21 protein-coding genes and 3 pseudogenes are annotated in these 26,747 nt (G+C 72.1%); 14 read left to right on the top strand and 10 right to left on the bottom strand.

The annotated features are described in order from the left end of the window. Positions 1-5 precede the first annotated feature (5 nt). From O7622_RS13315 to O7622_RS13295, 5 genes are read right to left on the bottom strand one after another with little or no spacing between them, the layout of a single operon-like run. Positions 6-1,001, bottom strand: coding sequence for a substrate-binding domain-containing protein (locus O7622_RS13315; RefSeq protein WP_282313627.1), 996 nt, complete (start codon positions 999-1,001; stop codon positions 6-8). 26 nt (positions 1,002-1,027) lie between these two features. After that, positions 1,028-2,122: an ABC transporter permease gene (locus tag O7622_RS13310; protein ID WP_282313626.1), complete on the bottom strand. Its 1,095-nt coding sequence runs from the start codon at positions 2,120-2,122 to the stop codon at positions 1,028-1,030. After that, complete coding sequence (locus O7622_RS13305) at positions 2,119-3,732, bottom strand: sugar ABC transporter ATP-binding protein (RefSeq protein ID WP_282313625.1); 1,614 nt, start codon at positions 3,730-3,732, stop codon at positions 2,119-2,121. Before O7622_RS13305 ends, O7622_RS13310 begins: the two co-directional genes overlap by 4 nt. Beyond that, positions 3,729-5,852 (bottom strand): family 43 glycosylhydrolase, encoded by a 2,124-nt coding sequence (locus O7622_RS13300; protein ID WP_282313624.1) that lies wholly within the window; start codon positions 5,850-5,852, stop codon positions 3,729-3,731. Before O7622_RS13300 ends, O7622_RS13305 begins: the two co-directional genes overlap by 4 nt. Beyond that, on the bottom strand, positions 5,852-9,142 hold the full coding sequence (locus tag O7622_RS13295) for a DUF2961 domain-containing protein (protein WP_282313623.1): 3,291 nt from the start codon (positions 9,140-9,142) through the stop codon (positions 5,852-5,854). The genes O7622_RS13300 and O7622_RS13295 overlap by 1 nt, the downstream gene beginning before the upstream one ends. Positions 9,143-9,537: 395 nt before the next feature. Here O7622_RS13295 and O7622_RS13290 point away from each other — a divergent pair, with 395 nt between their 5' ends. The 6 genes and pseudogenes from O7622_RS13290 (at position 9,538) to O7622_RS13265 (ending at position 16,761) form a co-directional block, all read left to right on the top strand. Beyond that, positions 9,538-11,064: a VCBS repeat domain-containing M23 family metallopeptidase gene (locus O7622_RS13290; protein ID WP_282313622.1), complete on the top strand. Its 1,527-nt coding sequence runs from the start codon at positions 9,538-9,540 to the stop codon at positions 11,062-11,064. Positions 11,065-11,080: 16 nt separating this feature from the next. Next, on the top strand, positions 11,081-12,076 hold the full coding sequence (locus O7622_RS13285; RefSeq protein WP_282313621.1) for an alpha/beta hydrolase-fold protein: 996 nt from the start codon (positions 11,081-11,083) through the stop codon (positions 12,074-12,076). Positions 12,077-12,218: 142 nt separating this feature from the next. After that, a pseudogene (locus tag O7622_RS13280) lies at positions 12,219-12,808 on the top strand (DinB family protein). 89 nt (positions 12,809-12,897) lie between these two features. After that, complete coding sequence (locus O7622_RS13275; RefSeq protein WP_282313620.1) at positions 12,898-14,709, top strand: hypothetical protein; 1,812 nt, start codon at positions 12,898-12,900, stop codon at positions 14,707-14,709. A gap of 39 nt (positions 14,710-14,748) precedes the next feature. After that, the gene (locus O7622_RS13270; protein ID WP_282313619.1) at positions 14,749-15,759 is read left to right on the top strand and encodes a glycosyltransferase family 2 protein; all 1,011 of its coding nucleotides are present in this window, start codon (positions 14,749-14,751) and stop codon (positions 15,757-15,759) included. A 303-nt stretch (positions 15,760-16,062) separates the two neighbouring features. Then, on the top strand, positions 16,063-16,761 hold the full coding sequence (locus O7622_RS13265; RefSeq protein WP_282313618.1) for a DUF4386 domain-containing protein: 699 nt from the start codon (positions 16,063-16,065) through the stop codon (positions 16,759-16,761). Between the two features lie 197 nt (positions 16,762-16,958). Here the strand turns inward: O7622_RS13265 and O7622_RS13260 are convergent, their stop codons facing one another. Together O7622_RS13260 and O7622_RS13255 are read right to left on the bottom strand one after the other, a co-directional pair. Further along, positions 16,959-18,185: a cellulose-binding domain-containing protein gene (locus O7622_RS13260; RefSeq protein ID WP_282313617.1), complete on the bottom strand. Its 1,227-nt coding sequence runs from the start codon at positions 18,183-18,185 to the stop codon at positions 16,959-16,961. 226 nt (positions 18,186-18,411) lie between these two features. Next, positions 18,412-19,275 carry a DUF6745 domain-containing protein gene (locus O7622_RS13255; protein WP_282313616.1) on the bottom strand — a complete coding sequence of 288 codons (864 nt, stop codon included), beginning with the start codon at positions 19,273-19,275 and terminating at the stop codon, positions 18,412-18,414. 189 nt (positions 19,276-19,464) lie between these two features. On the opposite strand from O7622_RS13255, the gene O7622_RS13250 reads away from it, so the two are divergent. From O7622_RS13250 to O7622_RS13235, 4 genes are all read left to right on the top strand, one after another. After that, positions 19,465-19,896, top strand: a complete 432-nt coding sequence (locus tag O7622_RS13250) for an SRPBCC family protein (RefSeq protein ID WP_348774074.1) — start codon at positions 19,465-19,467, stop codon at positions 19,894-19,896. A 159-nt stretch (positions 19,897-20,055) separates the two neighbouring features. Beyond that, positions 20,056-20,628, top strand: coding sequence for a hypothetical protein (locus O7622_RS13245; RefSeq protein ID WP_282313614.1), 573 nt, complete (start codon positions 20,056-20,058; stop codon positions 20,626-20,628). 113 nt (positions 20,629-20,741) lie between these two features. Continuing rightward, on the top strand, positions 20,742-21,146 hold the full coding sequence (locus tag O7622_RS13240; protein ID WP_282313613.1) for a DoxX family protein: 405 nt from the start codon (positions 20,742-20,744) through the stop codon (positions 21,144-21,146). A 189-nt stretch (positions 21,147-21,335) separates the two neighbouring features. Continuing rightward, positions 21,336-21,749 carry a nuclear transport factor 2 family protein gene (locus O7622_RS13235; protein WP_282313612.1) on the top strand — a complete coding sequence of 138 codons (414 nt, stop codon included), beginning with the start codon at positions 21,336-21,338 and terminating at the stop codon, positions 21,747-21,749. A gap of 8 nt (positions 21,750-21,757) precedes the next feature. On the opposite strand, the pseudogene O7622_RS13230 reads toward O7622_RS13235, so the two are convergent. Together O7622_RS13230 and mraY are read right to left on the bottom strand one after the other, a co-directional pair. Further along, positions 21,758-22,561 (bottom strand): annotated as a pseudogene (locus O7622_RS13230) (aminoglycoside phosphotransferase); the annotation flags it as partial. Between the two features lie 44 nt (positions 22,562-22,605). After that, the gene (mraY, locus tag O7622_RS13225) at positions 22,606-23,709 is read right to left on the bottom strand and encodes a phospho-N-acetylmuramoyl-pentapeptide-transferase (RefSeq protein WP_282313610.1); all 1,104 of its coding nucleotides are present in this window, start codon (positions 23,707-23,709) and stop codon (positions 22,606-22,608) included. Positions 23,710-23,918: 209 nt separating this feature from the next. Between mraY and O7622_RS13220 the strand changes: the two genes are divergently transcribed. The 4 genes from O7622_RS13220 (at position 23,919) to O7622_RS13205 (ending at position 25,819) form a co-directional block, all read left to right on the top strand. Further along, positions 23,919-24,128, top strand: a complete 210-nt coding sequence (locus tag O7622_RS13220) for a hypothetical protein (RefSeq protein ID WP_282313609.1) — start codon at positions 23,919-23,921, stop codon at positions 24,126-24,128. Between the two features lie 45 nt (positions 24,129-24,173). Beyond that, positions 24,174-24,614 (top strand): hypothetical protein, encoded by a 441-nt coding sequence (locus O7622_RS13215; protein ID WP_282313608.1) that lies wholly within the window; start codon positions 24,174-24,176, stop codon positions 24,612-24,614. A gap of 204 nt (positions 24,615-24,818) precedes the next feature. Then, complete coding sequence (locus O7622_RS13210; RefSeq protein WP_282313607.1) at positions 24,819-25,598, top strand: aminoglycoside adenylyltransferase domain-containing protein; 780 nt, start codon at positions 24,819-24,821, stop codon at positions 25,596-25,598. Further along, positions 25,595-25,819: a hypothetical protein gene (locus O7622_RS13205; protein WP_282313606.1), complete on the top strand. Its 225-nt coding sequence runs from the start codon at positions 25,595-25,597 to the stop codon at positions 25,817-25,819. Before O7622_RS13210 ends, O7622_RS13205 begins: the two co-directional genes overlap by 4 nt. 342 nt (positions 25,820-26,161) lie before the next feature. Here the strand turns inward: O7622_RS13205 and O7622_RS13200 are convergent. Then, positions 26,162-26,535 (bottom strand): annotated as a pseudogene (locus O7622_RS13200) (helix-turn-helix domain-containing protein); the annotation flags it as partial. Positions 26,536-26,747: the final 212 nt, after the last annotated feature.

Here is a 26,747-nt window from a genome sequence, read left to right as displayed (position 1 = left end):
CGCGCTCAGAGGCCACCGAGCTTCGCGTACGCCTCGGCGGCGTTCTCCCTGGTGATCCGCATGGTGCCCAGCGTGGTGGTACGCGGGACGTCCTCGGCGCAGTCGACGAGGATCTTCCGGGCCAGCTCGACCGCCTCCCGGCCGCCGGTGGCGTACTGGAACGTGGCGGCGAGGCGGCCCTGCTCGACGGCCTTGATCCCGCCGGAGGGCACCGGGAGCGCGTCGATGCCGGTGAACTTGATCCGCTGCGCCTTGCCCGCCGACTTCGCGGCGAGGTAGGCGCCCTCGGCCATCGGGTCGTTGTGCGCGTAGATCGCGGACACGTCCGGGTGGGCCTTGATCAGCGCGTCCGCCACCGACTGTCCCTTCTCCCGCAGCCAGTCGCCGGGCTGGGAGGCGACGATCTGGATCTTCGGGTTGGCGGCGATGCCGTCGCGGAAGCCCTGCGCGCGCTCGGCGGCGGGGGTCGAGCCGGGCAGCCCGGCGATCTCGATCACCTTGCCGCCGTCGGGCAGCAGCGTCGTGGCGTAGAACTCGCCGGCCGCCTTGCCGATCGCCACGTTGTCGCCACCGATGAACGCGGTGTACGCCTCCCCCTCGACCTTGCGGTCCAGCACGATCACCGGCACGCCCTGGTCGTACGCCTTCTTCACCACAGCGGTGAGCGGCTTGGCCTCGTTCGGCGAGATGATCAGCAGGTTGATCTTCTGGGTGAGGAAGTTCTCCACGTCGGCGACCTGCTTGCTGTTGTCCTGGGCGGCGTCGGAGACCACGACGCGGAAGCCGGGCACCGACTTCGCCGCCGTCTGCACGTCGTTGTTCATCACCTGCCGGTACGGCTCGGCGTTGTTGGCCTGGGACATGCCGATCAGGAAGTCCTTGCCGGCGCCGCAGGCGCGGGCCTGCCCGGCGTCGTCGGACGGCTTCTCGACGCTGCACCCCGTCGTGACCGCCAGCGCGCCGGTGACCAGCAGCGCGAGCAGTGTGGTTCGCTTGTCCATCGGGTGGCTCCTCGGAGTCGGTTCGGTCAGGCGATGCCGCGGCGCAGCTTCTGCAGCGCCGCCGCGAGCACGATCACCAGTCCTTTGATCAGCAGCTGGACGTTGGCGTCGATGTTGTTGAGCGCGAGGATGTTGTTGAGGATGCCGAGCAGCAGCGCGCCGGCCAGGGTGCCGCCCATCGAGCCGGAGCCACCGGCCAGGCTGGTGCCGCCGATGACGACGGCGGCGATCGCGTCCAGCTCGTATCCGGCGCCGTCGTTCGGGCTGCCCTGGTTGAGCTGTCCCGCGTGCACCACGCCGGCCACCGCCGCCAGGAGGCCGGCGACGGCGAACACGGCGACCTTGACCCGCGTCACCGGCACACCGGAGAGCCGGGCCGCCTTCTCGTTGCCGCCGATCGCGTAGACGTGCCGGGCGAACGCCGTCGTCCGCAGCACCACCACAGCGGCCACCCCGATCAGGACGAACAGCACCGCCGGCACCGGGAGCACGCCGTTTATCGAGCCGTTCAGCAGTTCGAAGGCGGGCGGCGCCTCCTGGGGTCCGTCGCCGTAGGCGATCGGGATGCCGAGGCCGCCGGACCAGATCCGGGCGATGCCCCGGGCGACCTGGAGACCGGCCAGTGTCACGATGAACGACTGGATGCCGAGGCGGGCCACGGCGTACCCCTGGAGCGCGCCGAACAGCACGCCGATCGCGAGCACGGTGGCGACGGCGGGCAGGATGCCGAGTCCGGAGTCGACCATGAGCGTCGCGGTGCCGACGGCCGACAGGCCGAGGATCGCCCCGACCGACAGGTCGATGCCGCCCAGCAGGACGACGAACGTCATCCCGATCGCGATGATGCCGATCTCCGACACCGCGCGGACGATGTTCCCCAGGTTGCCGGCGGTGAGGAAGAGGATCTCGCCGTCGCGGCGCGGTGAGGCGAGGATCGCCACGACGAAGATCACGAGCAGCGCGAAGAGACTCTGCACCGCGAAGAGCCGGTCGGCGAGTTCCCGGCGGCTGCGCGGCCGGCGCAGCCAGTGGGCCGTCGCGCCGCGCAGTCCGGCCGTACCGGCGGCGGGCGGCGCCCCGGTCACGGCCGGCTCGGGCGGCGGCACTCGGGTGTCGGTCATCGGTCGTCCCTTCCGGCGGCCGGGCCGCCCATCGCCGCCGCGAGGATGTCCTCGCCGGTGCAGCCGCCGGTGGCGAGGTCGGCCACGGCCCGGCCGCGGCGCAGCACCACCACCCGGTCGCAGACGCCGAGCAGCTCGGGCAGTTCCGAGGAGGCGAGCAGGATGCCCATGCCGTCGCCGGCGAGCCGGCGCAGCAGCCGGTAGATCTCCGCCTTCGCCCCGATGTCGACGCCGCGGGTCGGCTCGTCCAGCAGGAGCAGCCGCGGCTCGGTGAGCAGGTGCCGGGCGAAGACCACCTTCTGCTGGTTGCCACCGGAGAGCGCGCCGACCGGCGTGACCGCCGACGCCGTCTTGATCGCCAGGTCGCTGACCGACCGCGCGACGGCCGCCCGTTCCCGGCGTCGGCTGACGATCCCGGCCGTGGTCAGCCTGGACAGGGCGGCCAGCACGACGCTCCGGCCGACCGGGTGGTCCAGGACGAGCGCGGACCGGCGCCGGTCCTCCGGGACGAAGCCGACGCCGGCCCGCAGTGCCGCGCGGGGGCGGCGCGGCGAGTACGGGCGGCCGGCCAGCAGCACCGCGCCAGTGCGGCGACCCGCGGACCCGGCGCCGAACAGGGTCTCCAGCAGTTCGGTACGTCCGGCGCCCATCAGCCCGGCCAGGCCGACGATCTCGCCGGCCCGCACGGTCAGGCTGACGCCGTCCGGCTCGCAGCGGCCGGGCCGGGGCGTCCGGGGCCGCACGGCCAGGTCGGTGACACGCAGCAACGGGCCGCCGCCGGCCGATCCGGGCAGCGGGCCGGGAGCGCCGGCCGTGTCCGCCGGGGCGGGCTCGAACAGCGACGCGGCCCGGCCGCCGACCATCATCGCCACGATCCGCCGCCGGTCCATCCGGCCGGCCGGTACGACACCGGCGACGGAACCGTTGCGCAGCACCGTCGCGCGGTCCGCGACGACCTCGATCTCCTCCATCCGGTGGGAGATGTAGACGACGCCGACGCCCCGGCGGCGCAGGCCGCCGATTGTGGTGAACAGCCGCCGTACCTCCCCGTCGGCGAGCGCGGCCGTCGGCTCGTCCATGACGAGTACGCGGGCGTCCAGGGCGAGCGCCTTGGCGATCTCGACGAGTTGCTGCTCGCCGACACGCAGCGAGCCCACCGGGCGGCGCGGGTCGATGTCTGCGCCGAGCCGGTCCAGGTGCTCGCGCGCGGTACGGGCCGCGGCCCGCCGGTCGACTGTGCGCAGCCGGGTCCGGGGCTCCCGCCCGAGCACGAGGTTGTCGGCCACCGACAGCGCGGGCACCAGGTCGAGTTCCTGGTGGATGGTCGCGATCCCGGCGGCCTGGGCGGCGGCCGGGCCGGTGAACCGTACCGGCGTCCCGTCGACTGCGACTTCTCCGTCGTAGTCGGTGATCACGCCGGAGAGGATGTTGATCAGGGTGGACTTGCCCGCGCCGTTCTCGCCCAGCAGCGCGTGCACCTCGCCCGCCCGTACGTCGAAGTCGACGCCGTCGAGGGCCGTCACGCCGCCGAACCGCTTGGCCACTCCGGTCGCCGCGACCACCACCCGGCCGCTCGGGTCGGGCGCGTCGCGGGTGTCCACGCCGGTCACGGGATCGCGTTGATCGCGGTGTGCGCGGCGTCGGCGAACTGCACGTCCCGCCGGATCCCGCTCGCGGTCAGACGCCAGGTGCCGCCCGCGTACTGGCCCGGCGCCCAGGACAGGCCGCCGGAGCGCCACAGCGGCTGCCAGGCCGCCATCGCGTGGCCGGCGTCGTACCAGGTGTTGTCGCCGCGCCAGGCCGACCCCCACCGGTGCGCCGCGACCACCGAGAGCCCGTCGCCGGTGCTCATCGTCCAGCGGGGCAGGCCGGTGACGTCACCTGTCGGCCGCGCCTCCACCGCCGGGTCGCCGACCAGCGGGGACGCGCCGTCGATGTTGAACGCCACCTCCCACACCGCTGCGGTCGGCCACCCGTTCACCGACCAGGTGACGTCGCTCTGCAACCCGGGGCCGGTCCACCGGGGCGTCACGGTGAGCAGCCAGTCGGCGGTGACCGGCTCGTCGCCGAACGGGATGCCGACCAGGTTGATCCGGGAGCCGTCGGCGGACACGTCGACCCGGGCCGGCGCCCCGGCCCGGTCGGTCACGTCGAACCGGCCGACGGCGAGGTACGGCCCGGTGCCCCGGTGCGACGAGTCGAGCGCGGGCCGGTGATTGCCGGCCCCGGCCGGGTCGACGGCCAGCTCGGCGATCCGGGCGCTGGGCCAGGTGCGCACGTCGGCGCGCAGGAAACCGGTGGTCACCGTCCAGCCGCGCGCCACCACGCCGGTCGACCAGGTCAGCGGCGCCAGCCAGAGCCCGCCCTGACCCCAGCCGGCGTGGGTCAGGTACCAGTTCGAGCCGTCCACCACGACCTCGGCGGCGTGCGCGTCGAGCACCGTCACCTTCTCCGCACCGTCGAAGCGCAGCGGGTCGCGGCTGCGGTAGACGGCCGTGCGCCGGTACGCGGCGCCGTAGTCGGTGCCGTCGCAGCAGACGAACAGGTACCACCACTCCCCCCGGCGCACCACGAACGGCGACTCCGTCTGCCCGCCCGCCCGGCCGGTGTGCGGCGAGGTGTACGCGATCGCGCGGCCGCTCCACGAGCGCAGGTCGGTGCTGGTCCGGTACGCCACGACATGGTTGCCGCCGGACGGGCTCGACGTGGCCGTGTAGTACATGACCCAGCGGTCGCCGACCCGGGTCACCATCGGGTCGCGGCCCTCCCACCCGTCGGTGAACAGCGGGTTGGCGGAGCTTCGGGTCCAGGTGAACAGGTCGGTCGAGGTGGCCAGGTGCATGCGGTACCGGGCGTAGTCCGGGTTCCCGGCCGCGTAGAACATGTGGTAGACGCCGTTGTGGTGGACGACGTGCGGGGCCCAGATCCACTGCTCCCCGGCCCCGGGGTCGGCGGCCAGCGCCACCGGCCGTTTCGTCCACGGGCCGGTCGGGGTGGGCGCGGTGGCGTGCCCGAAGACCTTCTCGTCCTGCGGCGCGCCGGGTTCGGCGTGGGTGATGCCGAACAGGTGCCACACGCCGGTCTGCTCGTGCCGCACCAGCGTGTGGTCGTTGTAGTACCAGGTCGTCGACTCCCCGGCGCTCGGGTCGTAGACGCGTGTGGACGCGCCCCGCGCCGGTGTCTCGCCGAGCGTCTCGTACGGCGTGGTGGTGACCGCCGCGAGCGGGCCGACGCGACGCAGCGTCACCGTGTCCAGCCCGGCGAAGAAGCCGGTGGAGGACGCGGACCGGCCGGTCACCGTGACGGTGAGGCGGTGGGTGCCGGCCGTCAGCGACGCCGAGCCCAGCGGCACCGCCCCGGTGCGCTGCACCGCGCCCGCGTACCCGTCGAAGAGCTGGCCGACCGCCACCCCGTCGACGGCGAAGCGCAGCGTGCCGTAGTCGCCGGCCCGGGTGAGGACCGCGCCGAGGTCGTACTGCCCGGCCGGCACCGACGGCAGCGTGAGCGTCACCGCGTCACCGGCGCGGGCGCCCCGGAACCACAGTTGCCGTCCGCCGGACCAGCTCACCCCGCAGCAGTCGGCCTGCGCGCCGACCGGCGCGGTGGCGGAGACGACGGCGAGCGACTCGGCCTCGAACCGGACCGGGTCGTCGGCCGCTGCCGGTCCGGCCGGGACCGCCACCAGGGCCACCCCGAGCAGGAGCGCCGCGAGGGCACGCCGGGCGCGCATCACGACACGCTCGGGCGGGGCAGGTCGGTGCCGGGGGCGAACCGGTCGTGCCAGCGGTTGCCCGGTGGCCCGAATCCACCGCCGGTGGAGAGCGAGACGAACACGTCGGCGGTCAGGCCCCTGGTGAACGCGACCACGTCGGCCCGCCCGTCGCCGTTGAAGTCCCCCACCCCGGGCAGCTCGTCGCCGAAGGCGAAGTGGTCGTGCCACTTCCAGGAGCTCTGCACGAAGCGGCCCCCGTCGGAGAGCGACACGAACACGTTGCCGGTCGTACCCCTGGTGAAGGTCACGATGTCGTCCCGCCCGTCCCCGTCCACGTCGCCCACCGCCGGCAGCTCGTCGCCGGCGGCGAAGCTGTCGTGCCACTTCCAGCCGTCCTCCACGAAGCGGGTGCCGTCGGAGAGCGACACGAACACGTCGCCGGTCGTACCCCTGGTGAAGGTCACGATGTCGTCCCGCCCGTCCCCGTCCACGTCGCCCACCGCCGGGAACTCGTCGCCGAGCGCGAAGTGGTCGTGCCACTTGACGCCGGGTCCGAAGCCGGAGCCGGTGGAGAGCGCCACGTAGACGTCGGCGGCGGCGCCGCGGGTGAACGTGATGATGTCGGCGCGGCCGTCGCCGTTGACGTCGCCGACCGCCGGGATCTCGGCGCCGACGGCGAAGAAGTCGTGCCACTTGACGCCCGCGGAGTAGCCGGAGCCGGTGGAGAGCCCGACGTAGACGTCGGCGCTGTCGCCACGGGTGAACGTGATGACGTCCGCGCGGCCGTCGCCGTTGACGTCGCCGGTGAGCGGCACCTCCGCGCCGACCGCGAAGAAGTCGTTCCAGGGCCGGCTGTCCGGCACGAACCGGGTGCCGTCGGAGAGCGACGTGAACACGTCGGCGGTGGCGCCGCGGGTGAAGTCGACGGCGTCGTCGCGGCGGTCCCCGTTGGCGTCGCTGGTGTTGCGGGTACGGGTGGTGGCCGACACCTCGGCCGAGGGCGCGGCGGCGTTGCCCGACCCGTCGACGGCAACGATCCGGTAGTAGCGGGTCTGCGCGGCCGGCAGCGGACCGTGCCGGAACGTGGTGGCACGTGTGGTGCCGACCAGGTTGGCGGCGGTGATCGCCACCCCCGGGTTCCGGGACGCGTAGACGCGGTAGGAGACCACGCCGACGTCGTCGGCGGAGGGGGACCAGGTCAGGCCCAGCGCGTGCACGCGCCCGCCGGACAGGGTGAGACCGGCGACCGGTGCCGGGGCGACGGTGTCGGTGAACGGCGCGACCATGCTGTCGGCCAGGTATCGGGCGGCGGTCCAGGCCGGCGCGCCGCTCGCCGGGGTGAGCTGGACGGTCACCGCCGACCGGCCCGCCGTCAGCGCCGCGGGCAGCACGAACTCGTCGGCCAGCCAGCGCTGCCTGTCGTTGCCCAGCGCCTGGAGCCACACCCCGGCCGGTGTGCCGTCCACCGACACGGCCGCCTGCTGGTAGCCACCGGCCTGGTCACCGTGGCGGCGCAGCCGTACCCCCTGGTTGGCCGGGTCGATCGCCAGCCGGAAGCGGACCGGGGCGGTGGTGGCGCGGACCTGGCCGGTCTGCGGGACGTTGTCGTCGTCGCCCTCGAAGGCGGCGGTGAGCGCGGTCTGGGTCGCCGCGGAGTCGGTGTACGCGTGCGCGGCGCGGCTGGCGGCGTCGCCGGTGACGACGGTGTCGGTCCGGCGCGTGGTGACGGTGCGCTGGGTGTAGAGGAACGCGGTCGAGGCGTACTCGGCGGGCATGTCGTTGGCCGGTCCGTGCTCGATGCCGAAGCGCAGCGCGGTACCGTACGCCACCGCGTCGCCGATCATCAGCCGGTAGGCGGCGTCGCACTCGTCGGCGCATCCGCCGCCGCGGACCAGGTGCGCGGTGTTGCCGGTGAAGACACCGCTGTACTCGCCGCGGTTGAAGTACCAGCCCGACTCGTAGAAGTCCTCGGTGCCGGTGCCGTAGATCTGCGGCGTGGGCGAGCCGTCCACGTGCACCCGCTCGTCGCCCTCCAGGTAGTTGCGGGTGTTGCCGCCGATGATGTGGCCCCGCATGGTCTGCGAGACGCCGACGAACCGGCCCCGGCCGGACTGGTCGGCGATGATCCAATCCGCGCCGCCGACCGTCTCGGCGCGGCGTGACTGGGTGGTGAAGTAACCGGCGCTGCCGTCGGCCGCGAGCCGGGACGTCCACTCGGCGCCGGGCGCCGACGTCACCTCGACCTCGACGCCGCCGACTGCGGTGCCCGTCGTGTTGACGAGCGTCACGGCGGCGGCGGTGCGGAACGGCATCGGCCACCATGCGCTGTACCAGCCGCCCGGCGCGGAGTCCATGGCGAACATCAGCGACCGTACGGTGCGCTCGCCCAGCCCGGCGCCGAAGAACTCGCCGACCGGGCTGTCCACTGTCGTACGTCCGTCGAACGTCATCCGCAGCCGCAGCCCGGCGAGCGTCGGCGCCCCGGCCGCGGCGTCCGGTACGCGCAGCCGCAGCGCGGTGATCGCACGCGGCCCGGTCAGGGCGGCCAGCGACACCTGCCCCTGCGCCGGGGCGGTGACTGTGGCGCGGATGGTGGCGGCGCCGGCCTGGGCGGGCTTCGGGTCGCGGGTGCCGGCGGCGCGCAGCAGCGCGACCACGTCGGTGGCCGGGTCGGCCGGGTCGAACCGGGACACCCCTGCCGCGTCGGCGAAGGTGCGGTAGGTGACGTGATGGAACAGCGGGTTGTGCTGGGTGGTGATCCGCATGGACTCCCGGTAGGGCATGGGCACCTTGACCGTGACGCCGCCGGACGTCTGGTCGGCGTTGCTCACCAGCGGCGCGACGAACGGGCTGCCGAGCCGCCCGTCCACCAGGTCCTGGAGGTCGGCCTGGACGACCACGACGCCGTCGAGTTCGACGCGGATCCAGCCGGTGGCGCGGACGTTGCCCTCGTCGCGGGTGAACCAGATCGACTGCACCTCGCCCGGGCCGCGCGCCTCGGCGATCACGCATCCGCCGCTCTGGCGCAGGCAGGACCAGGTGCCGACGAAGCCGTCGTCGTTGGAGCCGTCGCGGCCGAAGCTGGAGAACTGGTGGGTACGGGTGCCGGCGGCCAGCTCCGGCAGGCGGTCGAGCCGGCGGTAGGCGTCCCAGCCGATCGGCCCCTTGTCGTCGGCGACGGCGACGGCGGGAGCGGGAGCGGGCGCCGACGGGGCGGCCGGCGGTGCGGCGGACGAGGTCGCGGGCACGGCAACGGCCAGCAGCGCGGCTGCTGCGGCGGCGGCCCAACGGCCGATGCGAAGCCTCATCGGTGTCCCTTCCGAGCAGCCGTAGGAGTCTGAGAAATCGATTGCTGGCGAGTTAACTTCGAGGCTTCCACGGTTGTCAATACTTGCGCCCGGCTTTCCCTCCGGGGCAGGAATCTTCGCGGCGGGTCGACCCGCACGCCGCGCAGCCAGGCCGGGCGGGAGCGACGCTGAAGGAAGTTTTCCGCCGGCACGAACCACCCCGGCGGGTATTGACAGGCTCCGAAGTATGCGGTTTCACTTCTCCTCAGCGCCACCGTCCCGCCGATCGGGACGCCAGCCGCCCCTCTCTCCGACGCGAACTGTCAGGGCCCGCCCATCGGCGACACCGGCCCCTGGCCTGACGCGCCCACGCGCCGCTCCGACAGTGCATCCCTCTTCCGACGAGGAGTCACCGCATGCCCAGATTCCCGAAACGTGCCGCCCGGCGCGCCCTCGTCGCGCTGCTCACCCTGGCCGCGGCCATCCTCACCGCGGTGACGGTCGCCCCGTCACCGGCACTCGCCGCGCCCAACTTCAAGGCACCGTTCCCCTGCGGGCAGCGGTGGACGTACAGCCACCACAGCGCCGAGGTGCGGCAGGCGCTGGACTTCGTCCGCGCCGACGGCGGTGTCACAGGCGGTACGCCCCAGGTGGCGTCCGCCGCCGGAGTCGCCCGCCGCTACTCGCAGCCCAGCGGCGCCGGCAACTACATCGTCGTCGACCACGGCGGCGGGTGGACCACCTACTACTTCCACCTCAGCGCCTACTCGGTGCCCGACGGCGCCTACGTGCAGCAGGGGCAGCAGATCGGGATCACCGGCAGCACCGGCAACTCCTCCGGCGCGCACGTGCACTACGAGCAGCTCTACAACGGTGTCGGCCAGGTCATCTCGATCAACGGCGTCTCGCTCGCGCCGTATCCCGGCCAGTACAACCAGAGGTTCCTGGTCAGCGACAACTGCGGCACGCCACCGCCGCCGCCCGCGCCCCGCTATTTCGGTGGTTCGCCGACTGATTTCACCGGTGACGGCCGCGACGACGTGGTCGCGTTCACGCACGGCCCGCTCGCCGACGCCTACGTAGCCACCTCGACGGGATCCTCCTTCACCGGAACCTCGGTCAAGTGGCACGACTGGTTCGCCCTGTCCGGCGAGACACCCCTGACCGGAGACGTCAACGGCGACGGACGAGACGACGCCATCGTGTTCACCCACGGCACCACCGCCGACGTCCACGTCGCCCTGTCCACCGGCACCTCCTTCACCACCTCAGCGAAATGGCACGACTGGTTCGCCCCCGGCACCGAAATCCCCGCCGTCGGCGACGTCAACGGCGACGGCCGCGACGACATCATCACCTTCACCCACGACACCAACGCCGACGTCTACGTCGCCCTGTCCACCGGCACCTCCTTCACCGGCACCGCAGTCAAATGGCACGACTACTTCTCCATCCCCGGAGAATTCCCCGCCCTCGGCGACGTCAACGGCGACGGCAAAGACGACATCATCACCTTCACCCAAGGCCCCGCCTCCGCAGCCGACGTCATCGTCGCCCTCTCCACCGGCACCTCCTTCGGCCCACCCCAAAAATGGCACGACCTGTTCGCCGTCGGCACCGAACAACCCCGCATCGGCGACATCAACGGCGACGGCAAAGACGACATCGTCACCTTCACCTGCAACACCGACGCCGACGTCTACGCCGCCACCTCCACCGGCACATCCTTCACCGGCACCACCATCAAATGGCACGACCACTTCTGCCTACCCGGCGAATTCCCCTACCTCGGCGACACCAACGGCGACGGCAAAGACGACCTCATCGTCTTCACCAAAGGCACCACAAACGACATCTACGTCGCCCTCTCCACCGGCACCACCTTCGCCCCCTCCACCAAATGGCACGACTACTTCGGCCTCACCGGCGAAACCACACTCTGACCCCAGGAGGTAACCCATGTCGCACGACCGGAACGTCTCCCCCACCGTGAGCCGCCGGCGGCTGCTCACCGGCGCCGCCGCGGTCGCGGCGACCGGCGCCCTCGCCGGCGCCTTCACCGCGCCGTCCGCGGCCGGTGCCGCCGTCAACGGGTACGGCCTGCGCATCGTCGACCGCAACGAGAACGGCGGCCGGTTGCAGTACTACCGTTTCGCCACCGACGCGATCGAGTGGGATCCGGCGGTGAACGTGCTGCTGCCCGACGGCTACCACACCAGCCGCAAGCGTTACCCGGTCCTGTACCTGCTGCACGGCGGCAACGCGGACTTCCGCACGTTCCACCTCCAGGACAACATCATCAACCTCACCGCCGGCCGCGAGATCATCGTCGTCATGCCGGACGCCTCCACCGGCTGGTACAGCAACCCGGTCAGCACCAACGTCGGGCCGCGCAACTGGGAGACGTTCCACATCGCCCAGTTGCTCCCCTGGATCGAGGCCAACTTCCGCACGTTCCCCGAGTACAACGGCCGCGCCGTGGCCGGCTTCTCGATGGGCGGCTTCGGGGCGCTCAAGTACACGGCGAAGTACTACGGCCACTTCTGCTCGGTCAGCGCGCACTCCGGGCCGGCCAGCCTGCGCCGCGACTTCGGCCTGGTCGTCCACTGGGCGAACGTCACCTCGGCCGCGCTCGACCTCGGCGGCGGCACCGTGTATGGCGCGCCCCTGTGGGACGAGGCACGGGTCAGCGCGGACAACCCGATGGAGCGCATCGAGAGCTACCGCAACAAGCGGATCTTCCTGGCGGCCGGTACGTCACCCGACCCGGTCAACTGGTTCGACTCGGTCAACGAGGGTCAGGTGCTGGCGGGCCAGCGCGAGTTCCGGGGAGCGCTCAGCCGGGCGGGCATCCCGCACGAGTGGCGGGAGGTGCCGGGCGGGCACTACTTCCGCCATGAGCTGTTCGTCCAGGATCTCGCCGGCATGCTCGGCCGGCTGCGCCGGGCCGGCTGACCCACCGGGCCTGCGACGCGTGGTGGGCCGCCGCCATCCGGCGGCGGCCCACCACGCCCGGGTGGGGCGCGCACAAGGACAGCAGCCGGACCGGCTGAGCGCCGCCCCCACGATGTCCGACCCGTACGGCAGAGTGTCGGGCATGACCGCACCGAAGGACCCGAAGACCGCGTTGCACGCGTACCTGCGCGAGATCCGGGAGGACCTGATCTGGAAGCTCGACGGGCTGAGCGAACGCGACGCCCGGCTTCCCGCACCGCGACCGGCAACAACTTCCTGGGCCTGCTCAAGCACTGCCTGAACGTCGAGGCCGGTTACTTCGGGACCACGTTCGGCCGGGAGTTCCCCACACCCGGGGAGCTGGTTTCGGACGACGCGGTCGACGCGGATCCGCAGGCGGACTGGTACGCCCGGGAGGACGAGACCAAGGACGGGCTGATCGACCTGTACCGCCGCGTGGCGGCGTTCGCGGACCGAACGATCGAGATGCTGCCGCTCGACGCACCGGGGCGGGTGCCGTGGTGGCGGCCCGGCCGGCAGGACGTGACGCTGCACCAGGTCATCGTGCACGTCTGCGTCGACCTGGCCCGGCACGCCGGCCACGCCGACATCATGCGCGAGCAGCACGACGCGGCGATCGGGCTGGGGCGGGACAACAGGAACATCCCCGGCGGCTACGACTGGCCGGCGTACGTCAGCAAGCTGACGACGCTCGCCGACCGGTTCGCGTAGCCGGTCCTTCCGGTGTTCCGGCCGGAAGTTTCAACCACATTTCGGACAGCGGATCGACAGGACCAGCAGCATCGTGAAGCATCTATCCCATGAAGATCCGGCCCGCCGTCGCCCCGCCGACCGCTGAGGACACCGGTCCCGAGCAGCCTCCCGCCGACCGGCCCTCGGACGACCGGCCCTCCGGTGAGCGGCCCACGGACGAGAGACGCCGGTGGCGGCCGAACCCGGAGTGGACGCTGGCGATCCTCGGCAGCCTGCTGCTGGCTGTGGTGCTGACCTGGCCGACGATGCGGCACCCGGCGACCACGATCCCCGGCGACCTCGGTGACCCGACGTTGCAGGCGTGGCAGGTCGCCTGGTCCGGGCACGCCCTGCTCAGCGACCCGGCCAACCTCTGGAACTCGAACACGTTCTATCCGGAGCGGTACACGTACGCCTACAGCGACACCCTGCTCGGGTACGCCCCGTTCGGGATGCTCGGCTCCGGCTTCGAGGCCGCCGTGATCCGCTACAACGTGCTCTACGTGCTGCTGCACGCGCTGGCGTTCCTCGGGGCGTACGCGCTGGCCCGGCAGCTCGGCGCGAACCGCTGGGGCGGAGCCGTCGCCGGTGTGGCGTGGGCGTACGCGCCCTGGCGGCTGGCGCACTCCGGCCACCTGAACATCCTGTCCAGCGGTGGGATCGCGCTGGCACTGGCGATGCTGGCACGCGGTCACGGCTGGTCGCTGCGCCACGGCTACCGCCCGGAACGCCGCAAGCCCGGCTGGGCCGTGGCCGGGTGGCTCGTCGCGGCCTGGCAGGTCACGCTCGGCTTCGGCATCGGGCTGCCGCTCGTCTACTTCCTGCTGGCCGCCGTGCTGGTGGCGGCCGGCTGCTACGGCTGGTCCCGGTGGCGCAAGCGGGAGCGGCCCCCGTTCGGCCGGCGGCTGCTCGTCGCGGACCTGGCCGGCGGCGCCGTGTTCGGCACCGTGACGCTGCTGCTCGGGCTGGTCTATCTGCGCGTGGTCGACCTCAACCCGCAGGCCGTCCGCTCGCTCGACTGGACCAGGATGTTCTCCCCGCCGCTGATCGGGTTCGTCACCGCGCCCGGCGACTCCTGGCTGTGGGGGGAACGGCACGCCGCCGCCCGCGAGCAGCTGTCCTGGCCGCCGGAGATGGCGCTGCTACCCGGCATGACGCTGATCGGGCTGGCCGCGGCGGGGCTGTTCGTCTCGGCGTTCCCGGTGCGGCACCGGGTCGCGCTGGGGCTCGGCGTGGCCGGCACGGTGCTGCTGGGCCTGGGCGCCACGCTCGGCGGGGACGGCGACCCCGGCTACCTGACGTTGTCCGACCTGCTGCCGGGCTGGGACGCGTTGCGTACCCCGGGCCGGATGATGCACTGGACCAGCCTGCTGCTCGCAGTGCTGGCGGCCGGGCTGGTGACCGCGCTGGCCGAGTCGTGGCGCCGGCCGGCGGCCGCACGCGCGTCCCGGGCCGTGGCGGCGCTGGTCCTGCTGGTGCCGCTCGCCCTGGTCACGCTGGAGGGCGTCAACCGCACGCCGCACCCGGCCGTGCCGACGCCACCGGCCGCGATGCGGACCGCGCCGGAGCCGATGCTGGTGCTGCCCGCCGGCGGAGTGGGCGACCTCACCTACATGCTCTGGTCCACCGACGGGTTCCCCCGGATCACCAACGGGCTCGGCGGTTTCGAGCCGGTCACCCAGGCCCGGACGCGGGCCGCCGTGGCGACGTTCCCCGACCCGGGCAGCGTGGCCTACCTGCGCGGGATCGGCGTGCGGTCGGTCGTCGCGGTGCCGAGCCGCGCGGCGGGGACGCCGTGGGAGGGCATCGAGACCCGGCCGGTCGACGGGCTGGGCATCACCCGGGAGGATGTCGATGGCACGCTTGTCTACCGCCTCTGACGGCGTGGGCGCCGGATGTGTGTGCCCGGGCCGGGCGGGGTGAGCATCGTGCGGTTGTCGGTGGTGGTGCCCTGCTTCAACGAGGAAGCGTCGGTGGAGCGGCTGCACGAGATGCTCAGCGCCGCGCTCGCCGAGCTGTCCGACGTGGACGTCGAGGTGGTGTACGTCGACGACGGCAGCGAGGACGCCACGCTGGCGGCGCTGCGCCGGCTCGCCGCGGCCGACCCGACCGTCTGCTACACGTCGCTGAGCCGCAACTTCGGCAAGGAGGCGGCCATGCTCGCCGGCCTGCGCCGGGCCACCGGCGACGCGGTCGTCATCATGGACGCCGACCTGCAACACCCGCCGCGGCTGCTGCCCGAGATGGTGATGCTCTACCGCCAGGGGTTCGACCAGGTGATCGCCCGCCGGGACCGCCGCGGTGACCGGTTCATCCGGATGGTCGCCTCGCGCTCCTTCTACCGGCTGGTCAACTGGTGGATAGACGTCCGCCTGCTCGACGGCGCCGGTGACTTCCGGCTGCTGTCCCGGCTCGCGGTGAACGCGATCCTGGCGATGCCGGAGTACAACCGCTTCTCCAAGGGCCTGTTCTCGTGGATCGGTTTCCGCACCGCCGTGGTGGCGCACCGCAACGAGACCCGGCAGGCCGGGCGGAGCCGCTGGACGTTCGGCAAGCTGTTCAACTACGCGTTCGACGGCCTGCTGTCGTTCAACAACCGGCCGCTGCGCCTGGCTATCTACGGCGGCCTGTTCCTCACGCTCATCGCGGTCGGCTACATGGCCTGGGTGGTCGCGGACGCCGTGGAGAAGGGCATCGACGTGCCCGGCTACACCACGATCATCGTCAGCGTGATCGGGCTCGGCGGCATCCAGATGATGATCCTCGGCGTGATCGGCGAGTACATCGGCCGAATCTACTACGAGACCAAGCGCCGCCCGCACTATCTGGTGCAGGAGACCGAGCGCGTGGTCGACACCCCCGGCCGGGCGTCCCGGGTGCCGGAGCAGCGTACGGCCACAGGCGAATCGATGGCCGGCGAAACCGGCTGAACGACCCCGATCGGCTGATGGACAAGCTCCGGGGCGACTTCGGACCCGGGACGTACACGCTGGGGCGGGCGGGTCGTACCGGGTTCTGGTCAACGGGCGCACCGGTGAGGTCATCGGCGAGCGTCCCTACGGCACGGCGGAGATCGCGGCGGCCGTGCTGGCCGCGCTGGTGCTCGTCGCGCTCGTGCTGGCCCGCGCGCATCACGCGAGGCGACTGTCCGAGAGGCCGATGCGCCGCTCGCCTGTCCACAGGAGAGTGGGAGGCACTACCGCCATCGGCCGCGCGGCGACGAGGAGGCCCCGATGGACCCACTGCGGAGGATCTCGCTGGTCGCGGGTGGCGCCTATCTGCTCACCTTCGTCTCGATCCCCACCGTCGCCCTGTATGCCCCGGTCCGTGAGTCGGACTACGTCCTCGGCACCACGTCGCAGGCCCCGGTCGTCCTCGGCGGCGTCCTGGAGATGATCGTCGCGCTCGCCTGCGTCGGCACCTCCGTCGCGCTGTACCCGGTGCTCACGCGCCAGGGTCCGGCCCGGGCGCTGGGTTTCGTCGGCGCCCGGGTGCTCGAAGCCGCCGGCATCCTCGTCGGCGTCGCGAGCATCCTGACGCTCGTCGCGCTGCGGGAGTCCGACGCCGGGCCGGACGCGCTCGTCACCGGCCGCGCACTCGTCGCGTTCTACGACTCGGTCTTCCTGCTCAGCCAGGGCTTCCTGCCGGCCGTGAACGCGCTGCTGCTGGGCACCCTGCTCTACCAGTCACGCCTCGTACCGCGCGTGCTGCCGGTGCTCGGGCTCGTCGGCGCACCGCTGCTCGTCGCCTCCGACCTCGGCACCCTGTTCGGCGCCTGGGACCGGCTGTCAGCGGTGGCGGCGGTCGCCGCGCTCCCCATCGCGGTGTGGGAGTTCTCGCTCGGCGTCTACCTGGTCGTCAAGGGCTTCCGCCCCTCCCCCGTCACGGCCGGCCCGGTCGAGCACCGGCCGGTCCGGGACGCCGCCGTCTGAGCCGGGTCAGGCCCGCGCGCCGCCGCCGGAGGAGGCGCTACGACTGCTCTCCGTGATCGGCACCCAGCGCATGACGGTCGAGCACTGACCCCGGCCGCGACGAGCAGCCGTCCACCGGCCGCCCGCCCGGGTGGAACGTCATAGGTGCCGGACGGGCGCCGGGACACCCATGACGTTCCACCAGCGGTGAGAGTGCGTCAGCAGCCGATGCGGGTGGAGCCCATCGCCACGTCGTCGTACCAGAGGGTGTCGGCGCCGCCGCCGTAGCTCTCCCAGCCCAGCTTCAGGTCGGTGAGCTGCGGTCGCCAGGTGCGGTTGTACCACTGGCCGTCGATGTCGTGCGTCGGTACGCCGTCCGCTGTCAGCCCGGCCACGGCGACGCCGTCCAGCCAGGTACGCAGTTGGCCGGCGGAACCGTCCACCATGAACTCCAGGCAGGCCCAGCGGTTGGTGGGCAGCGGCACGCTCTGCGCCACACCGGCCGGGCTCTGCTCGGGCAGCGTGGCGTCGTCGGAGGCGCGGTTCCACTGGAGCGCGCCGTTCTGGCCGCCCAGCCGCAGATCCCGGTTGCCGTCGGCGGCATCGGACATGGTGATCATCGTGGTGTGGTCGGTGGGCTGGGCGGTGGTGTGCCGGACCCAGATCCGGGCGTACCTGACGCTGCCCAGGTTGCCCAGGTTCTTCGTGGTCCGGACGAACACGTGGTTGCAGTAGCCGGCGGCGCCGTTGATCCGGACCGCCCGGCTGCCGCTGTGCGTGGTGGACGTGTCGATGGTGGCTGTGCCGGCGCCGGAACAGTCCGGGCTCACCACGCTCCAGTCACCCGACGGCGTCGAACCGGTCTGGTTCTCGAAGCCGTCGCAGAGCACCGCCCCAGCGCACCCGCTCGGCGGTGGGGTGGTCGGCGGCGGCGTCGTGGGCGGGGCCGTGGTGGGTGGAGGCGTGGTCGGTGGAGCAGTCGTGGCTGGGGCGGTCGTGGGCGGCGGCGTGGTCGGGCCGGGCCCGGTGCCGTCGCACGGTACGCCGTTGAGGCTGAACCCGGTCGGCGCGCCGCCGGCGGTGCCGAACGTGCCCTGCACGCCGAACTCGGTCGAGCCGCCGGCCGGGATGCTGCCGTTGTACGACATGTTGCGGGCTGTCACAGTCGACCCGGACTGGCTCACCGTGGCGTTCCAGCCGTTCGTGACGCGCTCGTCTCCGGCGTACGTCCAGGTGACCGTCCAGCCGGAGACGGCTGTGTCACCCGGTGACACCTTGATGTTCGCGGTGAATCCGCCGGGCCACTGGTCGGGTGTGTAGTCGACCCGGCAGCCCGGTGCGGCTGCGGCCGGGCCGGTGAGCAGGGCCGTACCGGCCGCGGTGACGGCGGCCAGCGCGGCGACGGCCGCCACGAGCGAGGCGGGGCGGGCACGGAGAATCGTCATGGGAAGTCCTTCGGCGTCGGACAGGGCGCAGCGACGCGCGTCCGGGACGGACGCCGCAGCGCGGGAGGGTGCGGCGCGGCGATGCGCCAGTGGTCGATGCGTACGACCGATGTGCCCGGCTCGAAGGCGGCCCGGTCAGCCGCCGGGGTCCGGTGTGCGGACCTCGGCGGCACCCGAGCCCAATCTATTTACCGTCGCCTATCCAAACAAGGTCTGTGCCCGCCCGTCATCCCGGATCGGCGCCCGCGCCGCCGCGCAGTGGTTGCCAGCCGTCGCGATAGCGCACACCACCGGGTCGCAGCCGGATCCGGTCGTGCGGCGCACCAGGGACCGGCTCGGTGCGGATCGTCTGTGGCCGGTCCACGACGACGCAGACCTCCTCCCCCGGCCACCACCAGCCGCAGGAGCGGGCCAGGTCGGCCCAGCTGTCGAGGTGTCCGGCCTCGTCCGGTCCGTACCCGGCGAGGCCGAGCCGGCGCAGCACGTCGTAGTACGCGATCCAGGACGCGTCCTGCTGCCCGTACCAGCACACGGGCACCGGGCCGTCGCCCGCGAGCGCCCCACGTACCGGCAGGTAGAACCCGTGCGCGAGGCTGCGGTGCAGCGCCGCGCGTACCCCCTGGTGCAGGACGACGGCGAGCGGTACGCCGCCGTCGAGAGCCCGCAGCGGCGCCAGCTCGGGCCACGGCTCCTTGGCCTTGCCCCGGCGCGCGGGTGACAGCTCGGGATCGGTGTGCACGACGCCCGCGCTGAGCGCGCCCCGGAGCTGGGAGACGATCATGGCGATGTCGCTCGCCAGCAGGGGTGCCCGGGGCGGCCGTACCGCCCGGACGCGTTCGTGGAGGTGGTCGAGGGTGGGCCAGCCGCTGACCAGCGGCAGTGCCTTCGCCGGCGAGTCGACCCATTCGAACCGGGGTCGCGACCGCGACGCCCTCGCGTAGAGGGCGGTCAGGCAGCGCTCGGCGGTCTGCCGGTCGGCCGGCTGTGTGGACAGGGCGTGGTCGAGCCATTCCTGGCGGATCCGGACCGCCTGCTGCCACAGGTCGTGCGGGATCTTCGCGGCGTCGTCGCGCCGCGTGGGGGCGCTCATCGCGCCAGGGCGTCGCCGCCCTTCCGGTTGGAGATCATGGAACGACTCTGACCCATGTCGCGGCGCCGCTCAAGCGAATTCCGGTCCTCCTCGGTGATCCGCTCGTGGTCCGGCGCGGTGCTTCCGGGCCGTAGAGTGACCCTCGTGGACAGTGACCGTCTGACCCGGCCCCCTGTCATCACCGCGCAGATGCTCATCCGCCGGCCCGCCGCCGAGGTCTTCCAGGCGTTCGCCGACCCGGCGGTGACCACGAGGTTCTGGTTCACCAGGAGCAGCGGACGGCTGGAACCCGGCGCCGTCGTCACCTGGGACTGGGAGATGTACGGCGTCTCCACCGTCGTCACCGTCAAGGACGTCGAGGAGAACCGCCGCATCCTTGCCGAGTGGGATCCGGCGTCCCCCACCCAGGTCGAGTGGCGGTTCCTGCCGGGCGAGGACAGCACCACACTGGTCCGGATCACCGAGACGGGCTTCGCCGGCACCGCCGACCAGGCCGTGAGCAAGGCGATCGACTCGATGGGCGGGTTCACCATGGTCCTCTGCGCCTGCAAGGCGCTGCTGGAGCAGGGTGTGCTGCTGAACGCGGTCGGCGACGCCCACCCGGCTGGCTTCGAGGACTGACCGGGACGCCTACACGGCCGAGACCGTGCTGACGTGGGGCGTCGACCGGGAGAACTTCGTCGACGAGTACCCCGGGATCGAGGGCAACGCGGAGGAGCGGACGAGGCGGCGGAGCCGGCATGCTGGCGTGCGTCGACGCCGGATGACACGCTTGCGCCGATGGACGCGTTCGTCTCACAGTTGCCGGCGCTGCTCGGCGTCGTCGTCGGTGCCCTCGGTACGGGTCTGGTGACCTTCCTGTCCACCAGGAGTCAGTGGAAGCGCGGTCAGTCCGTACGGTGGGACGAACGACGACTGGAGGCGTACAGCGAGTTCGCGCAGGTGCTCAAGGAGATCCAGGCGATCTCACTGCGGGTCCTGGCCGCGGCGGACGGCGACAAGTACCGCTCAGGGTTCGACAAGGCCGCGGCGCTGCCCCGGCTCGCCGACGCGGACATCAGGCACACCCTCGCGTGGGAGCGCCTGTTGCTGCTCGGGGACGCCGCCACGGTCGCCGCCGCGCAGGAGTGGCGCGAGGCGGTCTGGCGGCTGGAGCACCGAGCCCTCGAGGTCGGGGATACCACCGAGCCGCTGACCGACTTCTATCAGCAGGCCAACACACGCCGTGATCGCTTCTATGACGCGGCTCGGCGCGGTCTGGGCGTGAGCGGCGGGTCAGTCGCCCAGTCCGACCGCCTGCAGCAACGCCTCGCGACCCCCGAGAACCACCAGCCCGAGCCCTCCGGCAGCTGATTCTGGACTTCGTCCCGCTCCAGGCGCGATGAGTTCGCCCGCCCTGGCCGGTCTGACCCGGTGTATCCGATCGGATACGGAGAACCGGCAAACCGCCAGGAGGGACGAGAACCATGACCGTCGTCGACACCACTCCCCCGCCCGTCGCGCGCGGATTGCACCGGACGCTGTGGGCGCTGCAGGGCGTCCTCGGAGTCTTCCTCGTCGTCGCCTCCGCCGGTCCCAAGCTGTTCGGCGAGACGAACGCGGTCCAGACCTTCGAGGACATGGGCGCCGCGACCTGGTTCCGCTACCTCGTCGGCCTGCTGGAACTGGCCGGTGGCATCGGACTGCTCGTGCCGCGGCTGGCCGGCCTGGCCGCCGTCGGGCTCGCGCTGCTCATGGTCGGCGCCGCCGTCACCCAGGCGTTCATCCTGCACGGGGGCGCACTGGTGCTCACGCCCGTGGTGCTGTTCGCGCTGTTCGTGTTCATCGCGTGGGGCCGCCGCCACTCGATCCGCCGGCTCCTCGAACGCTGAACCGGGGGTGCGCCGGCCGGCCCGTAAGGGCGACCAGCGCACTCCCGGGTTCACCCGCACGTTGGAGGCGCTCGAAGACTCAGCGGTGCTGCTCACCGTCGCCAAGCGCTGACGGGCGAACCCTCGCCGTCCCCGCTGACCTGCACAGGCGGCGGGCGCTCCCCGAAGATCGCTGTTAGGTTGTCGTCAATGGACGACAACGATCTCCCCACGGGTGACGGCGGCGCGGATCTCGCCGGCGTCGAAGGTCTACGCGCCGCCGAGCGACGTCTTCAACGTGCCCAACTGTCCTCCGATGTCGCGGCGCTGGATCGGTTGATCGACGACCGCCTCGTGTTCACCGGGCCGGACGGCCGTCTCTATTCCAAGCAGGACGACCTGCACGTGCACCGGTCGGGCCAGCAGACGATGACCCGGGTGGACGAGGAGGACCTGGCGGTCCTCGTCGCCGGAGGTACCGGTGTGACGTGGTTCCTCGGCACCGTGGAGGGCACCGTTGCCGGCGAGCCGTTTCTCGCCCGGGTCCGCTACACGCGCACATGGATCCTCGACGAGGACGCGGGGTGGCGCCTGCTCGCGGCACACGTCGGCCCCGCCGACTGAGGCTGCCGTCAGATCGCGGCGAGCGCCCTCGTGACGTTCCGCTCGGCCAGATCGAGCATCCGCTTCCGGTCCGGGAAGTCGGTGTCCGCGATCCGCAGTGGCCCTTCGATCAGGGACAACGTCTGCGCGTACCGGTAGAGCGCCAGCCGACGGGGGTCGAGATCGACCGGACGCAGCGCCGGGTAGGCGTCGCCGAAACGCATCCGCAGCCAGGCGTGGTCCCACTCGACGTCGAAATACGTCAGCCCCTCGAAATCGATCAGGACGGCCTCGTCGGCGGGTGTGACGAGTACGTGATCCGGCCCGAGTTCACCGTGTACCAGCCCGTACTCCTCGCGCGGGGTGACCGCGCCCCGGAGACGGCGTACGTGGGCGGTGATCCGGTGATGGGCATCGGCCAGCCGGGCGTCGCGGGCCGCTGCCGCGTCGAGGTGATTGAGCGCGCGGTCGACGACGACGTCCTCCGTACGCCGCGTCTGGGATGCCTCACCTCGGGCGACGGCCGCGACCTTGCCGTAGTGCGGACCCAAGGCGGTGTGCATGCGGCGCAGGGCGTCGCCGAGCGCGGACAGCGGCGTGGCGGCGGTGGCCGGATCGTGCTCCAGCAACGCCTCCAGCCGTCGTGCGCCGGCGTCCTCGACAAGCGCGATGTCGGCGTCGAGGTGACGGCCGTCCCGGTCGATCATCATCAGATGCGGGACACGCACTCCTGCCGCGGTGAGGGCCGCGTGACCGGCGGCGAAGAGATCCGCGCCCGACGCATCCGTGAACGGGTCGTCCGGGACGGCCGGTGACGGCGGCCAGTAGTTCTCGACGAGACCGCGCAGCGCTCCGTCTGAGCCGGCGTCTCCCGTCGCTATCCCACGGCCGCCAGGAAGTCCGAGTAGAACAGGCCCAGACCGGCCGCGACGCAGACACCGGCCACGATCCAGAAGCGGACCACGATGGTGGACTCGCTCCATCCGGCCAGCTCGAAGTGGTGGTGCAACGGCACCATCCGGAAGACCCGCCTGCCGGTGGTCCGGAACGAGACGATCTGGATCACCCAGGTCGTGGTGATGATGACGAACAGTCCGCCGATCAGGATCGAGAGCAGCGTCGTACGGGTCACCACCGCGAGCCCGCCGATGAGGCCGCCCAGCCCGAGCGCGCCCACGTCACCCATGAAGATCCGCGCCGGTGACGTGTTCCACCACAGGAAGCCCACGCAGGCGCCCGCAGCCGCTGCCGCGATCATGGCGATCTCCAGCGGATCGCGGACCTGGTAGCAGTAGTCGTTCACGCGGGCGTACCCGTCGTCGGCGCACCAGTGCCGGTACTGCCAGAAGCCGATCAGCGAGTACGCGCCGAGTACCAGGATCGACGCGCCGGTGGCCAGGCCGTCGAGGCCGTCGGTGAGGTTCACGCCGTTCGACATCGCCGTGATCACGAAGATGAAGACCATGACCGCGCCGACCTTGCCGACGTCCAGCCAACTGATGTCGCGGATGAGCGAGATGTGCTCGCTGGCCACGGTCTGGCCGTTGGTGCTCGGTACGTACAGCGCGGCGACGCCGAACCCGCCGCCGACGAGCGCCTGGCCGAGCAGCTTGCCCTTGGCGGACAGCCCGTCGGAGTTGCGCCGGCGCACCTTGAGGAAGTCGTCGAAGAAGCCGACCGCGCCGCAGAAGACGAACAACCCGAGCAGCACCAGGGCCGTCATGGTGGGCCCCTCCTGCGCGATCTGCCGTTCGGGCAGGGTGGTCAGGGCGAGGTGCCCGGCGACGTACGCGAGGACCGTCGCCACGATGAAGACGACGCCGCCCATCGTGGGCGTGCCCTTCTTGCCCTCGTTGCTGGCGAGCCCGATCGACCTGATCGGTTGACCGGCCTTCAGCGCGCTGAAGACGCGAATCGCCACCGGCGTACCGAACAGGGAGATGACGAATGCGACGGCGGCCGCGACGATGACCGCCCTCACGAGCGGGCCTCCATGGGATCCGGGTTCCGCACCGTTCCCCCACCGCCCTTCCCGACCGGCGTGTGACGTGCCGGCCTGGGGCGCCGGCGCGGACGGCTGTTCGCGAAGTCATCGATCACGACACGTGAGCTTGCCATCCGGCGGCGGGCGGAGCAGCCCCCTGACCGTCACCACGCCGAGGCTGGCGCGTACGCCGTAGTATCGACGGCATGAGATCGATGCTGGTGTCGCTCGCGGTGATCGTGGTGGTGGTGCTCGCGCTCGTCGTCTTCGTCACCCGGCGCGACCGGACGAGGCGCCAGTCGGACGAGGATTCGGCTGCGGTCCGCCAGGCCGACGCCGACCGGCACCGGCACGACGCGCAGCGGCAGATCGCGTCGGGCCTCGCCGAGCGGCACCGCAACCCACCGACCACGTAGGCGCGACCGGCGGATGTGCCTGCGCGTACCCCTGATCCTGGGCTCATGGGCGACGCGGAGACGCTTGCGGCCACCGGGATCGGCCTGCTGCCGGGCGGTGACCAGGCAGCGGTAGCGGCTGCTCTGGCCATGCTGAACGCGCGCGGGGTCCTGTCGGCAGCGGCCGGCCGGATCCGCCGGACGGCGTCGCTTCCGCCGGAGGCCGAGCCGCTGGAGCGGGCGCTGTACGCCGCCCGCTACGGATCCGTCGGCCCCAGGGAACTCGCCCGGCAGAAGCGCATCCTGCGAGCGCTCCGCGACGTGCGACGGGGCCTGGCCGCGCGGGGTCTCGCGCGGACGCCCGGCCGTCGGGTGCTGCTGCCGATCCTGCTGGTGGTGCTGCCCCCGGCGTTGCTCGTGAAGCTGGTGGCAGCGGGACTGGTCGGTGTGACCGAGGGCCTGGTGGCCGTGGTGGTTCTCGTGGGGGTCGCCGTGCGCGGGCGCTGATGCCGCGGTTCACCCGGGACGCCGGTCTGCTCGACGGCGGCCGGAACTCACACTAGGTCGACAGCCGTCTCGACTCGTCGCCGTGGGGCGCGAACACCAGCAGCTTCTGGAACTGACCGGCCGCCGTCGCCCGCACCGGCGGACCGGCCGCGCGGGTCGGTTTTATCGGTGGCCCCACGGCGACCCACCGCGCAGGATCACCTGGTGGTCCCACCCGACACCGTTCTCTCCGACCTCCGCGAGGCGTGGCGCGGCACGCTGGCGGACAGCCTTCTCGGCCTGTACCTGCACGGGTCGCTCGTGGCAGGCGACTTCGACGTGAACCGCAGCGACCTCGACCTGCTCGCGGTGCTCGCGAGTGACCCGGACCAGAAGCTCCTCGACGTCCTCGCCGAGCTGCACGCGAACCTCGACCGGCGGCATCCGCTGTGGGCCGGCCGGATCGAGGTGGAATACGTGTCACTGGACGCGGTACGCGCCGTTCCCGGCCGGAATCACGTGATCGCCCGGATCAGTCCCGGGGAGTCGTTGCACCTGCTGCCCGCCACCACCCACCGCGTCGTGACCTGGGCCGCCGTGCACGACTACGGCCGTACGCTGCTGGGACCGCCGGCGGGCGAGCTGCTGCCCGCCGTCGAACCCGGCCTCGTCCGCGCGGCCCTGCGGGACCACGTCCGCGACTGGCCGGCCTGGGTGACCCAGATGACCCCACCCGGAGCCCAGTCGTACGCGGTGCTCACGCTCTGCCGGGCCTTTCAGCGCCTGCGCGACGGCCGGCAACTGTCCAAGCGGCAGGCCGCCGGGCAGACGATCGCCGCCCTCCCGCGATGGGCGGACCTCATCGTCTGGGCGCGCGACTGGTGGTACGACTCCGGCCACGACAGCGATCCCGGCCGGTTCGACGAGGTCCGGGCGTTCGTGCACGAGGTCAGCGCCGCCATCCTGGCCGAGGAACGCGACACGGGAGCAGGCTCCCCACGATGACGGTGAGTTCGGCGATGGCTGCTCTGCTGCGGGGCGTGACCGAGACGTCGTGGGCCGTCGAGCGGACCTTCACCGAGATCCGCTTGGGCTACGACCTCTTCGTGCCGGACGCCGACGGCGGCACGACGAGGTGCTGGTGTGGGGCAGCCGGCTGCTGTTCGGCCCGTACGACGCGGCGGGCCGGCCCCCGCTCGGCGGACGCCTGCAGTTCGACGCCCTGACGATCAGGCTGCCGTACGTGCCGGTGGAGGTCACGGACGGGCCGTCTGAGAACCGCCTCTACCTGCGGCTTACGCTTCGCGAAGACGGCTCCACGCTGACCGCGGCATCGACGTCGACCTCCTCCAGCCGGTTTTCCACTATCCGGCCGGCGAGCACAGGTCATGCGGATCGTCGAGGAACTCAGCACGGTGGACGGGACAGTGGCCGCCGCCCACCGGGCAGTCGGCGCCTTCGCCGATCACCACTCGCTGTTCGACGACATCGGCTTTCCCCGCCGGCCCGCCGATTGTTCCGTTCCCGATCCGCATGACGCCCGGGGCACTCCTGATGGTCCCGGTCCGCCGCCGCGCCAACGGCAACCGATCAGCCGGGGCATCGTCGGATAGGAGCTGGCGAGGTCGTCAACGCCCTGCCCGATCCGTTCGAGCAGGGCGTTGACGACATCACTGGCAGCGACTCTCGCCCGCAACTCGTCGGCCTCGGCCGCATGATCGATCGGCGCATCGACCAGCCGGGCAAGCACTCCCCCGGCGTCGAGAATCCGGTCCAGGTGGCGCGCTGTGTCGACCGTCGGAGCCTTGAGCCCTGCCTCCAACTCGTGCAGATGGCTCTTACTCCGGTGAGCGAGTTGCCCCAGAGACCGAAGCGACAGGCCACGCCCCTCCCGCAACTCCCGCAGAGCCATCCCAGGGCGCGGATCGACGGACGCGGCCATAGCGCCGCTCCCAGCTCAAGAGGCCAGGCGAATCAGCCGGCCGCCACCCCATCGACGGTGCCCCCGACCCTTCGTACGTCGATGCCCACGCTGCTCACTTCTCGGGGAAGTGGCCTCGGACCCACCGCACCCCTGGATCAAATAGCGATCTCTTCGGTGTGAACGCGGACAGGCCCCACCGATGAGTGCCGTCGGACACCGTTCTGTGCTGC

This window comes from Micromonospora sp. WMMD1076 (genome assembly GCF_029581475.1).
Taxonomy (GTDB): domain Bacteria; phylum Actinomycetota; class Actinomycetes; order Mycobacteriales; family Micromonosporaceae; genus Micromonospora; species Micromonospora aurantiaca.
This window is presented reverse-complemented; position numbering and strand designations above follow the sequence as displayed.

Bases quoted from the DNA above. Each gene is read 5' to 3' on its own strand.
- O7622_RS13235 (WP_282313612.1), top strand. From the start codon at position 21,336: ATGGACGACAACGATCTCCCCACGGGTGACGGCGGCGCGGATCTCGCC.
- O7622_RS13285 (WP_282313621.1), top strand. From the start codon at position 11,081: ATGTCGCACGACCGGAACGTCTCCCCCACCGTGAGCCGCCGGCGGCTG.
- O7622_RS13265 (WP_282313618.1), top strand. From the start codon at position 16,063: ATGGACCCACTGCGGAGGATCTCGCTGGTCGCGGGTGGCGCCTATCTG.
- O7622_RS13290 (WP_282313622.1), top strand. From the start codon at position 9,538: ATGCCCAGATTCCCGAAACGTGCCGCCCGGCGCGCCCTCGTCGCGCTG.
- O7622_RS13205 (WP_282313606.1), top strand. From the start codon at position 25,595: ATGACGGTGAGTTCGGCGATGGCTGCTCTGCTGCGGGGCGTGACCGAG.
- O7622_RS13310 (WP_282313626.1), bottom strand. From the start codon at position 2,122: ATGACCGACACCCGAGTGCCGCCGCCCGAGCCGGCCGTGACCGGGGCG.
- O7622_RS13315 (WP_282313627.1), bottom strand. From the start codon at position 1,001: ATGGACAAGCGAACCACACTGCTCGCGCTGCTGGTCACCGGCGCGCTG.
- O7622_RS13215 (WP_282313608.1), top strand. From the start codon at position 24,174: ATGGGCGACGCGGAGACGCTTGCGGCCACCGGGATCGGCCTGCTGCCG.
- O7622_RS13255 (WP_282313616.1), bottom strand. From the start codon at position 19,275: ATGAGCGCCCCCACGCGGCGCGACGACGCCGCGAAGATCCCGCACGAC.
- O7622_RS13240 (WP_282313613.1), top strand. From the start codon at position 20,742: ATGACCGTCGTCGACACCACTCCCCCGCCCGTCGCGCGCGGATTGCAC.
- O7622_RS13295 (WP_282313623.1), bottom strand. From the start codon at position 9,142: ATGAGGCTTCGCATCGGCCGTTGGGCCGCCGCCGCAGCAGCCGCGCTG.
- O7622_RS13260 (WP_282313617.1), bottom strand. From the start codon at position 18,185: ATGACGATTCTCCGTGCCCGCCCCGCCTCGCTCGTGGCGGCCGTCGCC.
- O7622_RS13250 (WP_348774074.1), top strand. From the start codon at position 19,465: ATGCTCATCCGCCGGCCCGCCGCCGAGGTCTTCCAGGCGTTCGCCGAC.
- O7622_RS13300 (WP_282313624.1), bottom strand. From the start codon at position 5,852: ATGCGCGCCCGGCGTGCCCTCGCGGCGCTCCTGCTCGGGGTGGCCCTG.
- O7622_RS13245 (WP_282313614.1), top strand. From the start codon at position 20,056: ATGGACGCGTTCGTCTCACAGTTGCCGGCGCTGCTCGGCGTCGTCGTC.
- O7622_RS13275 (WP_282313620.1), top strand. From the start codon at position 12,898: ATGAAGATCCGGCCCGCCGTCGCCCCGCCGACCGCTGAGGACACCGGT.
- O7622_RS13220 (WP_282313609.1), top strand. From the start codon at position 23,919: ATGAGATCGATGCTGGTGTCGCTCGCGGTGATCGTGGTGGTGGTGCTC.